We start from the raw sequence: 12,946 nt of genomic DNA on the forward strand, positions 1-12,946 counted from the left end.
GAAGCTGCGCGAGGGCTCGTCATGGCGTTCCCGTGGCGGGGGGGCCAAGCAGCCGTAGCGTGCTGAAGTGCGCGGAGCGTTCCCGCGAGCGTGCACCCCAGTAGACATCGAGATCGAGCTTCACCATCCGCATCGGGTTGCCAGCCAGCTCCGGCGTTGCCATCGGGGCGGCGGCCTGCGCCCGCGGCGCCGTCCACGGCGTCACCACCAGGCGCCAGCGGTAGTGGTCGTCGAAACGGCCTTCGCTGGCGCCCGCGCGCAGCGGCGTGGTGATATCCACGGTGTCGAGCAGGCTGCGCGCCCATAGCGCCGCCTGGCTGTGATCGTCCGCGTTGCGGGTCAGCGCGATCGATCCGCCGGCCACCTTGAGCAACGCACTGAACGCGATCGCCAGCAGCAGCGTGGCCGCGATCACCTCCAGCAGGCTGAAGCCCCGCACGCGTTGCGTCATCGACGACTGCTCACGTCGGCCACGCTCACCGCGCCGGTGAGCCACGACACGTTCACCCGCCACTGGCGCTGGTTGCGCTGCAACGTGATGTGCCCGCCGGTGGAACTGCCGTCGGGAAAGAAGCGGATGCGCCCGGTGGTGGCGCCGGCCTGGTCTTCCTTCGCGCTGGTGATGCCGATGCGCATGCCCGAAGGCAACCGCACCGTCTTGCCGTCGTCGGCGCGATACGTGTTGGCGCGCGTGTCGACATCGAAGGTGTGTTCGTTGCCGTGCACGATGGCCTGCGTACGGGTGGCGCGCAGCGCGGCGGCGAGCTCGCCGCTGGCCGCGGCCACGCGCGCACTGGCCAGGCCCTGCGTGACCGACACCGCGACGGCCGCCGCGGCGATGCCGATCAAGAGGATCACGGCCAGCATTTCCAGCAGTGTAAAACCTGCGGTTTTACGGGAATGGTGAATAGGGAATGGTGAATAGGAAAAGCCGGAGCCTCTACGCTCCGCCGATTCCCCACCCCCTGTTCCCGATTCCCTGCCTTTCATTGCCAGTTGCCCACGTCGGCGCTGTAGCCGTCGCCGCCGGGCTTGCCGTCCTGGCCGTAGAAGATCAGGTCGAAGTTGCCGTGGTCGCCCGGGTACTTGTAGCCGAACTCATGGCCCCACGGATCGTGCAGCTCCGATTCCTTCGCGTACGGGCCCTGCCAGTTGCGCGCGTTGGCCGGCTTGGTCATCAGGTCCTGCAATTGCTGCGGCGGCGAGCCGTTGTCCAGCGCGTAGTTCTCGATCTTCTGGCTCAGCGTGGTGAGCTGGGCCTTGCCGGCGCCGTACTTGCCCTTGTCCACGTTCTTGCCGACCTGGGTCACCACCACCGCGCCGATGATGCCGATCAACACGATCACCGCCAGCATTTCCAGCAGGGTGAAGCCGCGGTTGGCGTGGTGAGGGCGGAGTGTCCGTTGTCGCATGGCGTACCTCGTGGTCGTTCGATGGAAAAGAGTCATTGGATGTTGCTGGTGAGGCTGAGCAGCGGCAGCAGGATCGCGGCCATGATGATCGCCACCAGCACGGTCATCACGATGGTCAGCGCAGGCACCAGCGCGGCGAGCAGGCGATCGATCGCGCGCCGGCTCTCCAGTTCGAAGGTATCGGCGACCTTGAGCAGCATGGTGTCGAGCTGGCCGGCTTCCTCGCCCACCTGCACCATCTGCAAGGCGAGGCGCGGGAAGCGCTGCGACTGCGCCAACGCCAGGCTGAGGCCGGTGCCGCCCTTCACCTGCTCGGCCGCCTGTTCCAATGCCTCGTCGAGCGCGCGGTTGGCGGTGACCTGGCGAGCGATGCCCAGCGCGGAGAGCAAGGGCACGCCGTTCTTGAGCAGGGTACCCAGCGTGCGTGCGATGCGCGCCGTCTGGATCTTCAACAGCAGTGGGCCGACCACGCGCATGGTGAGCAGGCGGGCATGCCAGGCCAGCAGCATCGCCGGATCGCGCAGGCGGGCGCGCACGATCAGCACGCCGAGCACCAGCAGGATCAGCAATGCCCACCACCAGTGCTGCAGCACGCTGCCGATGGCGAGCACGGCCTGCGTGATCCACGGGATCGGCACCTGCATGTCCTCGAAGATCGGCACGAACTGCGGCACCACATACGCCAGCAGCAACAGCAGCGAGCCGAGCACGCCGACCATCAGGAAGGCCGGATAGATCAGCGCGTTGATGATGCTGCCGCGCAGCTGCTGCGAGCGTTCCAGGTAATCGGCCAGGCGGCGCAGCGTGTCTTCCAGCGAGCCGCCCGCTTCGCCCGCACGCACGAGGCTGATGTAGAGCTTGGGGAATACGCCGTGCTCGTCGTCCATGGCCTGCGACAGTGGCGTGCCGCCGCGCACGCGGTCGCGCACGCGTTCGATCAGTTGCTTCGCGCGCTCGCCTTCGGGCAGGTCCATGAGGATGCCGAGCGCGCGATCGAGCGGCTGCCCGGCGCCCAGCAGCGTGGCCAGCTGGTGGGTGAACTGCGCGAGCTGGTCGCCGGTGAACGGGCCACGGCGGAACAGCGCCGCAAGACCGCTGCCGCCGGCTTCCGCATCGGCAGCGCGTGCATCGAGCGGCGTATGGCCCTGGTCCTGCAGGCGGCTGACCACTTCGTCGAGGCTGGCGGCTTCCATCTGGCCCTGCAGCACTTCGCCCGACGCGGTGACGGCGCGATAGCGGAACTGGGTCATGGCGGCGGCTCCGCTGCCGCCAGGGAATCGGAAATAGGGAATGGGGAATAGGCAAGGCACGCCCCGCAAACTTGCGGGAACCCGCTCTTCCTACTCCCTATTCCCCATTCCCTATTCTCAGCTTTCCTGCGTGACACGCAGCACCTCCTCGATGGTGGTGATGCCGGCCACGGCCTTGGCAATGCCATCCTCGTACATCGTGCGCATGCCTTCGGCGCGCGCGAGGCGCTCGATCTCGCCGGCATCGGCGCGCTGCATCACCATGCGGCGCAGCGGGTCGCTCATCACCAGGAATTCCATGATCGCCTGGCGCCCGCGGTAGCCGCTGGGGTTGGCGGCGCTGCTGCCCGGCTTCCACAAGCGGATCGGGCGCTCGTCGGTGTACTTGTGCAGCTCGAACTCCTCGATCACCTCGGGCAGCGCCTCATACGGAATCGCCGTTTCCGGGTCGAGGCGACGCACCAGGCGCTGCGCCAGGATGCCGTTGACGGTGGAACCCAGCAGGTAATCCTCCACGCCCATGTCGAGCAGGCGCGTGATGCCGCCGGCGGCGCTGTTGGTGTGCAGGGTGGACAACACCAGGTGGCCGGTGAGCGCGGACTGGATGGCGATGCGGCAGGTTTCCAGGTCGCGCATTTCGCCGATCATGATCACGTCCGGATCCTGGCGCACGATGGAACGCAGCGCGCCGGTGAAATCCAGCCCGATCTGCGGCTTCACCTGGATCTGGTTGATGCCCTCGATCTGGTATTCGACCGGATCCTCGACGGTGATGATCTTCACGTCCGGCGTGTTGATCTTCGACAGCGCGGTATACAGCGTGGTGGTCTTGCCCGAGCCGGTCGGGCCGGTGACCAACAGGATGCCGTTCGGGCGTTCCAGCACGTCGACGAAGCGTTGCTGGAAGCTGCCGGTGAAGCCCAGCGAAGCGAAGTCGAACACCACCGATTCGCGATCGAGGATACGCATCACCACCGACTCGCCGAAGCTGGTGGGCACGGTGGACACGCGAAGATCCAGCTCCTTGCCCTGCACGCGCAGCTGGATGCGACCGTCCTGCGGCAGGCGGCGCTCGGCGATGTTGAGCTTGGCCATGATCTTGACGCGCGAGATCACCGCGGCGGTGGAACTGGCCGGCGGCGCCTCCACTTCGTGCAGCACGCCGTCGACGCGGTAGCGCACCTTCAGGCGGTTCTCGAACGGCTCGATATGCACGTCGGAGGCGCGCTGCTCCACCGCGCGCTGCAGGATCAGGTTCACCAGGCGGATCACCGGCGCCTCGGACGCGAGGTCACGCAGGTGCTCCACGTCGTCTTCCACGGCGGCACTGCCGTCGAGGTTTTCCACGATGGTGCCCATGGCCGAGCGCCCGGAGCCGTAATAGCGCTCGATCAGGTCGTCGATTTCCGAGCGCAGGCCGATGCGCAGCGACACCGGCCGCCCGGCCGCCAGCTGGATGGCCTGCAAGGGATAGGGGTCGGCGGGATCGGAAACCGCCAGCGCCAGGTCGTCCTCGCCCACGCGCACCGGCACCACGTGCTGCTGCTTGAGGAAGCGCACGGAGATGTCGAGCTCGGTGGGTGGCAGTTCCGGCGCCTCGCGGGCGACCAGCAGCGGCGTCTGCAGCAGCTCGGACCAGGCCTCGGCCAGGTCGCGCTCGGACACCAGGCCCAGCCGGGCCATCAGCGCGGTGAGCGTGCCGTCGGGCGACTCCTCGTGGAGCCGGCGCGCACGCGCGAGATCCGACTCCTTCAGCCGCCCACGGGAGACCAGCAGCGCACAGACCGCTGCTTCGCGGCCGTCCATTGCCGCCTCCTCGTTGGCCGCCGGCTTTGCGACTGCCGACATGCGTCACCCCGCTTCAATCCAGTGCACCGGCACAGGTGTCGCCGCCGAACGCCACCCATGAGAACACCATTGGTAGCACACCCGTTGTCTGCCGCGCGAGCACGGTTTCTCACCGAACACCCTGGATTTCGACCGCGTGCAGGGCGTCACGTTCAATCCGCCGGAGGCTAGACAAGCCGCATGACGGTAGCCTTGCGGACGGGCCGGCCATTCAGCGGCGGCTCGGGCCGGCGCCGGCCCGCGATATCTTGCGGAACGGCCGGCCACGGGGTTTGCCGCCAGGCCGCCGGCTGGGACAATGCATGCTTTGCCCTGCCCCTTTCCGCCCCCATGCAACTGATCGACATCGGCGCCAACCTTACCCATGAGTCGTTCCACCACGACTTCGACGACGTGCTGGCGCGGGCACACGCCCATGGCGTAGCGCGCCTGATGGTCACCGGCGCCTCGCGCGACGGCAGCACGCATGCGCTGGCACTCGCGCAGAAGCACCCCGGCGTGCTCTATGCCACCGCCGGCGTGCACCCGCACCACGCGATCGACTACGACGAGGCCACCGATGCGCTGCTGCGCGGATTGGCCACGCACGGGGAAGTGCGCGCCGTGGGCGAGACGGGCCTGGACTACAACCGCAACTATTCGCCACGCGACGTGCAGCTGGCGGTGTTCGAGCGGCAGCTGCAGATCGCGGTGGACGTGCAGAAGCCGGTGTTCCTGCACCAGCGCGACGCGCACCACGACTTCGTCGCGCTGCTGCGCCGCTATCGCGACAGGATTCCCGGCGCGGTAGTGCATTGCTTCACCGACACCGGCGAGGCCATGCGCGACTACCTCGCGCTGGACTGCCACATCGGCATCACCGGCTGGATCTGCGACGAGCGGCGCGGCACCCACCTGCGCGAGCTGGTGAAGGACATCCCGGCCAATCGCCTGATGATCGAAACGGATGCCCCCTACCTGCTGCCACGCACGGTGCGCCCGCAGCCTTCGCACCGGCGCAACGAGCCGATGTACCTCAAGCACATCTGCGAAGAGATCGCGCGCGACCGCGGCGAGCCGGTAGAGGTGACGGCGGCCAACAGCACGGCGACCGCCGCGGCGTTCTTCAACCTCGCCCAAGCCCCCGCCCTTCTGTAGGAGCGCCCCCTATGCGCGACTGCGGCGCGTATGGTGCTCCTCTGTTGAAGAATGGTGCGGTCGGCTTCGGTGCTCCGTAGGCTTTTCGCGCACAGGGTGCGCTCCTACAGAGGTACGCGAGGCTCTCGCGAGCACCCATCCCTCACCCCAGCCCTCCCCTCGCTCCTCAAAGCCGCGGGTATCCATGGCCGCTCCCCGCGCGCCCCGGAGGGGAGAGGAGAAAAGACGGCGGTGCGGTATGAATAGATCCCTTCGCGGCTCAACGACGTTGCCTTGAGTCCTCTCCGCTACGGCGCGTGGCGGTGTAGCCGCTTCGTTCGAGGTAACAACGAGCCTATCCGGCTGGCCTCAGTAGACCGGCGCTTCTATCCCCCGTACCGCCATGAGCCTTGGCTCTCAAGGCCATTTTCTTTGGGTTACTTTTCTTTTGGGCCAGCAAAAGAAAAGTGACTCGGCGGTCCCACGGGACTAGCTTCGCGTCGCCGGCAGGACGTCGAAACGCCCGCTGCGTAAGCGGCAACCTGGCGGGAACGCCCGGTCAGAAGCGAACGTCACTGGACTCCTGCCTTTGCAGGAGTGACGAATAGGAAGGACCGAGGCGAAAGGCGGTCGCGCACAGGGTGTGCTCCCACAGGAGTTTCAGCCGACCACGCGCGTCTCGCCGGGCGCCAGCCCATCCAGCGCATACGGCCCGATGCGCTCGCGGATCAGCCGCAGCGTGGGAAATCCTGCCGCCGCCGTCATGCGGCGTACCTGGCGGTTTCGCCCTTCACGGAGGCCACGCGGCGTTCTTCCGCCTCGGTTGACCCCCAGCCCTTTGTAGGAGCGCACCCAGTGCGCGACCGCGGCGCCGTGATGTTCCTCTGTTCGAGGCTATCGCGCCCGCCTCGCTTCGCAGGCTTTTCGCGCACTGGGTGCGCTCCTACAGGGAACCTCACCCGACCACGCGCGTCTCGCCCGGCGCCAGCCCATCCAGCGCATACGGCCCGATGCGCTCGCGGATCAGCCGCAGCGTGGGAAATCCCGCCGCTGCCGTCATGCGGCGTACCTGGCGGTTCCGCCCTTCACGGAGGGTGATGCGCAGCCAACTGGTCGGAATCAGCTTGCGGAAGCGCACCGGCGGATCGCGTGGCCACAGCCACTCCGGTTCGATGGCGTGCTCGGCGCCGGCGGGCAGGGTCGGCCCGTCGTTGAGCGTCACGCCGCGACGCAGGGCGGCGATGGCTTCGTCGGTGACCTGCCCGTCGACCTGCACCAGGTAGGTCTTGGGCTGCTTGTGCCGTGGATCGGTGAGCTTGTGGGCCAGCACGCCGTCGTCGGTGAGCAGCAGCAGGCCTTCGCTGTCGTGGTCAAGGCGTCCGGCGGCGTACACGTCCTTCTGGTGGACGTACTCGGCCAGCGTGGGTCGCCCGTCCGGATCGCGGAACTGGCAGAGCACGCCATAGGGTTTGTTGAGGGCGATGAGCATGCGGAAACGACCCGCGCGCCTCGCGGCGCGCGGTCTTGCGTGGACGTTACGGCGAAGCCGCGGCGGCGGGCTTCACGAAGCGCAGCGTCATGCGGTCCGATTCACCGATGGCGAGGTACTTCGCGCGATCCTGGTCGCCCAGCGTCAAGGTCGGCGGCAGCGTCCACACGCCCTTGGGATAGTCCTTGGTGTCCTTCGGGTTGGCGTTGATCTCGCTCTTTTCCTCGAGCGTGAAGCCCGCATCGGTCGCCAGCTTCACCACGTAGCTGGTGGGCAGGTAGCCGCTTTCCTTGACCGACTCCATGCTGGCGTTGTCCGCCGCGCGATGGTCGACCACGCCGAGCACGCCGCCGGGACGCAGGGCGGCGAAGAACGCCTTGAACATCAGCGGCGCCGTATCGGCCTCCACCCAGTTGTGCACGTTGCGGAAGGTCAGCACCACGTCAGCCGAACCCGGTGCGCCGAACACCGGCGCCTTGGGGTCGAACTCCAGGATCTGCGCCTTGCCGTAGTGCGCGGCGTCGGCGGCGAACTTGGCCTGCAGGCCCGACCGGTCGCGGCTGGCCTCGCCTTCGCCGGAAGGCTTGGCGATGGCGGCGATGTAGTGGCCGTTGTCATGCAGCAGCGGCGCGAGCACCTCGGAATACCAGCCGCCGCCCGGCGTGATCTCGATGACCGTCTGGTCGGGGCGCACGCCGAAGAACTGCAGCGTCGCCTTGGGATGGCGATAGACGTCGCGCGCCTTGTGCTCCGGCGAACGCCAGTCGCCCGCCAGCACCTGGTCGAGCCGCGTGGCGGTGAAGTCGCTCGCCGTGGTCGGCGGCACCAGTCCACCGGCCGGCTGGTCCTGCACCTGCGCGTTGGCCGGCGCGGAACTGCCACTGCACGACGCCAGCAGCACCGCTGCCAGCCCCAGGATCACACGGCTTTTCATCGATTACCCCTAGAAGAAACGTCAAAACGGCGTGTAGAGCATAGTGGCTCCAGCTTGCCGGCCACTACGTATACAAATGGTGGATGGACAACCGCGCGCGTCCATCAGCGCGAGCAAACCACGGGAAGCTGGAGGCGGGCTTTCTCGCACGGCGCCCTCTTGCATGTAGGAGCGCACCCTGTGCGCGACCGCGGCGTAGCGGCGTTGCTCCCCTGTTCCGGCACGTGGCGTCAGCTTTTCGCAGCCTTATCGCGCACGGGGTGCGCTCCTGCAAAAGCGGCGGTCTGGGGCCAACGCCCTAGGCCGTGGCGCGGGCCGCCTGCGACATCGCCTCCGAATACTTGCCCGCCTCGCACAGCAGCCACTCGCGGAAGATACGCAGGCCCGCGTGATCCTTCGCATGCTCGGGGTACACCAGGAAGTAGGCCTCCGGGATCTGCTGATAGCGATCGCCCAGCACCTTGAGCAGACCGGCCTCGACCAGCGGGCGGGCCATCACCATGCGCCCCAACGCCACGCCCATGCCTTCGAGGGCACCGCGCTGCAAGGCGTCGGTGTTGTCGAAATGCGCGACGTAGCGGCCCGGCGGTTGCCCGCCGGTGGCGGCGAACCAGTCGGGCCAGCGATCGCCCGGATCGCCCAGCAACGGCCATTGCCCCAGGTCGTTGGGATCGGCATCGCCCATGCGCGCCAGCAGGGCCGGCGAAGCCACCGGCGCGATCCATTCGCCGAACAGCCTCTCGGTGACCAGGCCCGGCCAGGGGCCGCGTCCGTAGCGCATGGCCGCATCCACCGGTTCGCGCTCGAAGTTCACCAGCTCCACGCTGGACTGCAGGTTGAGCTCCAGCTCGGGATGCGCGGCGACCAGCCGCGCAAGGCGCGGCACCAGCCAGCTCGACATCACGCCGGGTATCGCGCTCAGCGTCAGCGCGTTCTCGCGCCGGCAGCGGAAACCGGCCATGGCGCGGTCGATGCCTTCGAAGTGATGCCCCACCGCCTCCAACAGGCGGCGTCCTTCGGCGGTGAGCTGTACGCCGCGCGGGCCGCGCTCGAACAGGCGGCGCTCCAGCCGCTGCTCGAGCTGACGCACCTGATGGCTGAGCGCGCTCACCGTGAGGTTGGCCTGCTCGGCGGCGCGCGAAAGGTTGCCCAGACGGGCCACCTGCACGAACTGTTGGAGGAGATCCAGCGAGACGCGGCCCATTTGAATTTTCCTCAAGTCTGGCTTGCGAATATATCGCTTTTTCGCCCACCGGGAGGCGCCTATCTTGAACGCCTCACGATGCGAGGGAGGATGTCATGAGCTCGTTGTGGACCAATCTGCTGTTCATGCACGGCCATATCACCGACCCGGCGCTGGCACGCCGCCTGGCCGAGACGCCCAAGTCGCCCACGCGCCCTTCCGGCAAGCGCCAACGAAGCCAGGCGACGGTAAATCGTGCTCCGTCCAAGGCCGCTTCGCCCGCCGCCCTGGCGCAGGGCGGTTGCGCCTGACGAATGTCCCCGCGGTACCGACCGGCGCCGACCGCATCGCGGCGGCGCCGGTAACGGTCAGGGGCTCCCGGCCGGAAGCTGCACGCTCACCGGTGCGCCGAGGTCTTCGGAAGAGCGCCCCTCGACGACGCTGTAGTCGCCGCCGCGGATCATCCAGGCGTGCCTGGCCGGATCAAAATCGGCAAACAGGCGCTTCTCCAACGGAATATCGAGTTCGCGCTGCTCCCCCGGCTTGAGCGACACCTTGGCATAGCCGGCCAGACGCTTCGCCCTGGCGCCGGGCACCTGCACATACACCTGCGCGACGTCGGCACCGGCGCGCGAACCGGTATTGCGCACCGTCACCGTCGCGTGCAGCTGTCCATCGCGTGGGGCGACCTTGAGCGCCCCATGCTCGAACGTCGTGTAGGACAGGCCGTAGCCGAACGGGAACAACGGCTTGAGGCCACGCGACTGCAGCCAGCGATAGCCAACGTCCGCGCCTTCGATGTTGTAGTCGACCGACTCCGGCGGCGTGCCGCCCGCGGCACCGGGAATCTCCGCGCGCGGCAACTGCGAGGCATCACGCACCCAGCTCATCGGCAGGCGCCCGGACGGATTCACCTTGCCCGACAGCAGGTTCGCGATGCCATTGCCCGCATCGCCACCGGGGTACCAGACCTCCAGTACCGCACCCACCTTGTCGAGCCAGGGCAACTGCACCGGCGCGTTGTTCTCCAGCACCACGATGGTGCGCGGGTTGGCCTTGGCGACCGCATCGACCAGTGCATCCTGGCCATCGGGCAGCGCGAGGTCGGTCGCATCGAACGATTCGGCCGCCCACTTCTGCACCAGCACCACGGCTACCTGCGACTTTGCCGCGAGCGCGGCGGCGGCGGCGACATCGTTGCCGTCCGCATACTGCACGTTCGCCTTCGGCGCTACGGTGCGGATCGCCTTGAGCGGCGGATACGGGTGATACATCACCGGGCCCGGCCACGTGGTCGGCGCCAGGCCCGGCACGGCGTTGCCGCCCATGGCCGTCACCAGCGAGGAACCGCCACCGGCCAGCACGCCCTTGTCCGCGTGCGCGCCGATCACCGCCACCGATTCCAGCCTGGCGAGATCGAGCGGCAGCAGGTTGTTCTCGTTGCGCAACAGCACCGCGCCCGCCTCCAGCGTTTCGCGCGCGACGGCGAGGTTGGCCTTGCTGTCGATCGGCGCCTTCTTCGCCGGATGCTCGAACACGCCCGCGGCGAACATGCTGCGCAGGATGCGCTGGGCCATGTCGTCGACGCGCGCCTGCTTCACTTCGCCCTTGGCGAGCGCCTGTCGCAACGGTGCGTCGAAATACACTTCCTTGTCGAACACCTCACCGGCCGATTCCTGGTCGAGGCCGGCGTTCACCGCCTTGGCCGCGCTGTGCGCGCCGCCCCAATCGGACATCACGAAGCCCGGATACTTCCAGTCGCGCTTGAGCAACTGGTTCATCAGGTAGTCGTTCTCGCAGGCCCAGTCGCCGTTGACCTTGTTGTACGAGCACATCACCGAACCGGGCTTGCCGCGCTCGATGGCGATCTCGAACGCGAGCAGGTCCGATTCGCGCATGGCCTTCTCGCCGATCTGCACGTTGATGGTGTTGCGGGCGGTTTCCTGGTCGTTCAAGGCGAAGTGCTTGATGGTGGAGATCACGTGCTGGCTTTCGATGCCACGGATCGCCTCGGCCACGATGGTGCCGGCCAGCAGCGGATCCTCGCCCGCATACTCGAAATTGCGGCCGTTGCGCGGATCGCGCATCAGGTTGATGCCGCCGGCCAGCAGCACGTTGAAGCCCTTGCTGTGTGCTTCGCCGCCGATCATCGCGCCACCGCGATAGGCGACCTTCGGATCCCAGCTCGCTGCCGTGACGGGACCGGCGGGCAGTGGCGTCGCGCTGTCGCCGGGGCGCATGCGGTCGGAACTGGCCACGCCGAGGCCCGCGTCGCTTTCCTCCAGCGCGGGAATGCCCAGGCGCTCGATGGGCGGGACATAACCTGCCGACGCGATGGCGCCCTTGGGGAACGGCTTGTCGGAAGGACGATCCGGGCCGGCGTAGTAGCTGCGGATAAGCTGGAACTTCTCGTCCTGCGTCATCTGCGCGACGAGCAGCCTGGCGCGGGCATCAGGCGACAGCGTTGCGTCGCTCCATGGCCGCGCATGGCCCTGCTGGGCCGCCGCCACGCCCATCCACATGCACAAACCCATCACGATCGCGCACCGCAATGCACCCGTCGCCTTGACCTTCATTCGCGTTCCTCCGCTGTTGGCATGGCTACGCGCTCGCCTCGGCATCACGGAGGTGGCGCGTATACTTCGGCCTCTCGATCCATCGAGTATGCACGAAGCCAGCAGCCCAATCACCGCGTACGGAGCACATTCATGAATCTTCGCCCCCTTGGCCGCTCATCGCTTTCGGTCGCACCGCTTGCCTTCGGCGGCAACGTGTTCGGCTGGAGTGTCGATGAACAGCGCTCGTTCGAGCTGCTCGATGCCTTCGTCGATGCCGGCTTCAACCTCATCGATACCGCGGACGTCTATTCCGCGTGGGTGCCGGGCAATCGCGGCGGCGAATCGGAAACCATCATCGGCAAGTGGCTCAAGCGCAGCGGCAAGCGCGACAAGGTGGTGATCGCGACCAAGGTGGCCAAATGGGGTGAGCATCCCGGCCTGTCGCCGCTCAACATCAACCAGGCGGTGGAGGGCTCGCTCAAGCGCCTGCAGACCGACCACATCGACCTGTACCAGGCGCACGAGGATGACGCCACGGTGCCGCTGCACGAAACGCTGGGCGCGTTCGGCAAGCTGATCGAGCAAGGCAAGGTTCGCGTGATCGGCGCATCCAACTACGGCGCCGACCGCTTCGGCGAGGCCTTGAAAGTGTCCGCGGAACAGGGCCTGCCCCGCTACGAAACGCTGCAGCCCGAATACAACCTGGTGAGCCGCAAGGGCTACGAGAAGGACCTGGAGCCGCTGGTCATCGCGGAGAACATCGGCGTCATCAACTATTACGCGCTGGCCAGCGGCTTCCTCAGCGGCAAGTACCGCAGCGAGGACGATCTGGCCAAGAGCGCGGCCCGCGGCGGGTCGGTGCGCAAGTACCTCAACGCGCAGGGCCTCGGCGTGCTGGCCGCGCTCGACACGGTAGCCCAGGCGCACGGCGCAACGCCCGCACAGGTGGCGCTGGCGTGGCTGATCGCGCGCCCGAGCGTGACGGCGCCGATCGCGAGCGCGACGAGCATCCCGCAGCTCAAGGAGTTGTTCGGCGCGGTGGATCTGCAGCTTGGCAAGGAAGAGATCGCGCTACTGGATAAGGCGAGTGGCTGATTGATGTACTGAGGCCGGTTGGATCGCGCACTGGGTGCGCTCCTGCAAAAGCGCTTCCCTG

12 protein-coding genes and 1 pseudogene are annotated in these 12,946 nt (G+C 67.5%); 3 read left to right on the plus strand and 10 right to left on the minus strand.

The window, feature by feature from the left end; translation table 11 throughout:
- Positions 1-19 precede the first annotated feature (19 nt).
- From JMF82_RS05425 to gspE, 5 genes are all read right to left on the minus strand, one after another.
- Entirely contained in the window at positions 20-451 is a 432-nt protein-coding gene (locus JMF82_RS05425) for a prepilin-type N-terminal cleavage/methylation domain-containing protein (RefSeq protein WP_201313515.1), read from the minus strand.
- Entirely contained in the window at positions 448-867 is a 420-nt protein-coding gene (locus JMF82_RS05430) for a GspH/FimT family pseudopilin (RefSeq protein ID WP_236585307.1), read from the minus strand. The genes JMF82_RS05425 and JMF82_RS05430 overlap by 4 nt, the downstream gene beginning before the upstream one ends.
- A gap of 119 nt (positions 868-986) precedes the next feature.
- Entirely contained in the window at positions 987-1,412 is a 426-nt protein-coding gene (gene gspG, locus JMF82_RS05435) for a type II secretion system major pseudopilin GspG (RefSeq protein ID WP_201313517.1), read from the minus strand.
- A 32-nt stretch (positions 1,413-1,444) separates the two neighbouring features.
- Positions 1,445-2,662: a type II secretion system inner membrane protein GspF gene (gspF, locus tag JMF82_RS05440; RefSeq protein WP_201313518.1), complete on the minus strand. Its 1,218-nt coding sequence runs from the start codon at positions 2,660-2,662 to the stop codon at positions 1,445-1,447.
- Between the two features lie 117 nt (positions 2,663-2,779).
- Positions 2,780-4,468, minus strand: coding sequence for a type II secretion system ATPase GspE (gspE, locus tag JMF82_RS05445; protein WP_201313541.1), 1,689 nt, complete (start codon positions 4,466-4,468; stop codon positions 2,780-2,782).
- Positions 4,469-4,840: 372 nt separating this feature from the next.
- Here gspE and JMF82_RS05450 point away from each other — a divergent pair, with 372 nt between their 5' ends.
- Positions 4,841-5,647 (plus strand): TatD family hydrolase, encoded by an 807-nt coding sequence (locus JMF82_RS05450; RefSeq protein WP_201313519.1) that lies wholly within the window; start codon positions 4,841-4,843, stop codon positions 5,645-5,647.
- Between the two features lie 639 nt (positions 5,648-6,286).
- Here JMF82_RS05450 and JMF82_RS05455 read toward each other — a convergent pair.
- The 4 genes and pseudogenes from JMF82_RS05455 to JMF82_RS05470 form a co-directional block, all read right to left on the minus strand.
- Positions 6,287-6,424 (minus strand): annotated as a pseudogene (locus tag JMF82_RS05455) (23S rRNA pseudouridylate synthase); the annotation flags it as partial.
- 157 nt (positions 6,425-6,581) lie between these two features.
- Positions 6,582-7,115 (minus strand): pseudouridine synthase, encoded by a 534-nt coding sequence (locus tag JMF82_RS05460; protein WP_201313520.1) that lies wholly within the window; start codon positions 7,113-7,115, stop codon positions 6,582-6,584.
- Between the two features lie 46 nt (positions 7,116-7,161).
- The gene (locus JMF82_RS05465; RefSeq protein WP_201313521.1) at positions 7,162-8,049 is read right to left on the minus strand and encodes a class I SAM-dependent methyltransferase; all 888 of its coding nucleotides are present in this window, start codon (positions 8,047-8,049) and stop codon (positions 7,162-7,164) included.
- A 298-nt stretch (positions 8,050-8,347) separates the two neighbouring features.
- Positions 8,348-9,253, minus strand: coding sequence for a LysR substrate-binding domain-containing protein (locus tag JMF82_RS05470; protein ID WP_201313522.1), 906 nt, complete (start codon positions 9,251-9,253; stop codon positions 8,348-8,350).
- Between the two features lie 95 nt (positions 9,254-9,348).
- On the opposite strand from JMF82_RS05470, the gene JMF82_RS05475 reads away from it, so the two are divergent.
- Positions 9,349-9,543 carry a hypothetical protein gene (locus JMF82_RS05475; protein ID WP_201313523.1) on the plus strand — a complete coding sequence of 65 codons (195 nt, stop codon included), beginning with the start codon at positions 9,349-9,351 and terminating at the stop codon, positions 9,541-9,543.
- A 57-nt stretch (positions 9,544-9,600) separates the two neighbouring features.
- On the opposite strand, the gene JMF82_RS05480 is transcribed toward JMF82_RS05475, so the two are convergent.
- Entirely contained in the window at positions 9,601-11,808 is a 2,208-nt protein-coding gene (locus tag JMF82_RS05480) for a glycoside hydrolase family 3 C-terminal domain-containing protein (protein WP_201313524.1), read from the minus strand.
- A gap of 132 nt (positions 11,809-11,940) precedes the next feature.
- On the opposite strand from JMF82_RS05480, the gene JMF82_RS05485 reads away from it, so the two are divergent.
- Entirely contained in the window at positions 11,941-12,885 is a 945-nt protein-coding gene (locus tag JMF82_RS05485) for an aldo/keto reductase (protein ID WP_201313525.1), read from the plus strand.
- Positions 12,886-12,946: the final 61 nt, after the last annotated feature.

Source organism: Dyella sp. EPa41 (genome assembly GCF_016586165.1).
In the GTDB taxonomy this organism is placed as follows: Bacteria; Pseudomonadota; Gammaproteobacteria; order Xanthomonadales; family Rhodanobacteraceae; genus Dyella.

Coding starts and splice junctions, on each gene's coding strand:
- JMF82_RS05460 (WP_201313520.1), bottom strand. CDS start 7,115: ATGCTCATCGCCCTCAACAAACCCTATGGCGTGCTCTGCCAGTTCCGC.
- gspF (WP_201313518.1), bottom strand. CDS start 2,662: ATGACCCAGTTCCGCTATCGCGCCGTCACCGCGTCGGGCGAAGTGCTG.
- gspG (WP_201313517.1), bottom strand. CDS start 1,412: ATGCGACAACGGACACTCCGCCCTCACCACGCCAACCGCGGCTTCACC.
- JMF82_RS05430 (WP_236585307.1), bottom strand. CDS start 867: ATGCTGGCCGTGATCCTCTTGATCGGCATCGCCGCGGCGGCCGTCGCG.
- JMF82_RS05465 (WP_201313521.1), bottom strand. CDS start 8,049: ATGAAAAGCCGTGTGATCCTGGGGCTGGCAGCGGTGCTGCTGGCGTCG.
- JMF82_RS05425 (WP_201313515.1), bottom strand. CDS start 451: ATGACGCAACGCGTGCGGGGCTTCAGCCTGCTGGAGGTGATCGCGGCC.
- JMF82_RS05485 (WP_201313525.1), top strand. CDS start 11,941: ATGAATCTTCGCCCCCTTGGCCGCTCATCGCTTTCGGTCGCACCGCTT.
- JMF82_RS05450 (WP_201313519.1), top strand. CDS start 4,841: ATGCAACTGATCGACATCGGCGCCAACCTTACCCATGAGTCGTTCCAC.
- JMF82_RS05470 (WP_201313522.1), bottom strand. CDS start 9,253: ATGGGCCGCGTCTCGCTGGATCTCCTCCAACAGTTCGTGCAGGTGGCC.
- JMF82_RS05480 (WP_201313524.1), bottom strand. CDS start 11,808: ATGAAGGTCAAGGCGACGGGTGCATTGCGGTGCGCGATCGTGATGGGT.
- gspE (WP_201313541.1), bottom strand. CDS start 4,468: ATGGACGGCCGCGAAGCAGCGGTCTGTGCGCTGCTGGTCTCCCGTGGG.
- JMF82_RS05475 (WP_201313523.1), top strand. CDS start 9,349: ATGAGCTCGTTGTGGACCAATCTGCTGTTCATGCACGGCCATATCACC.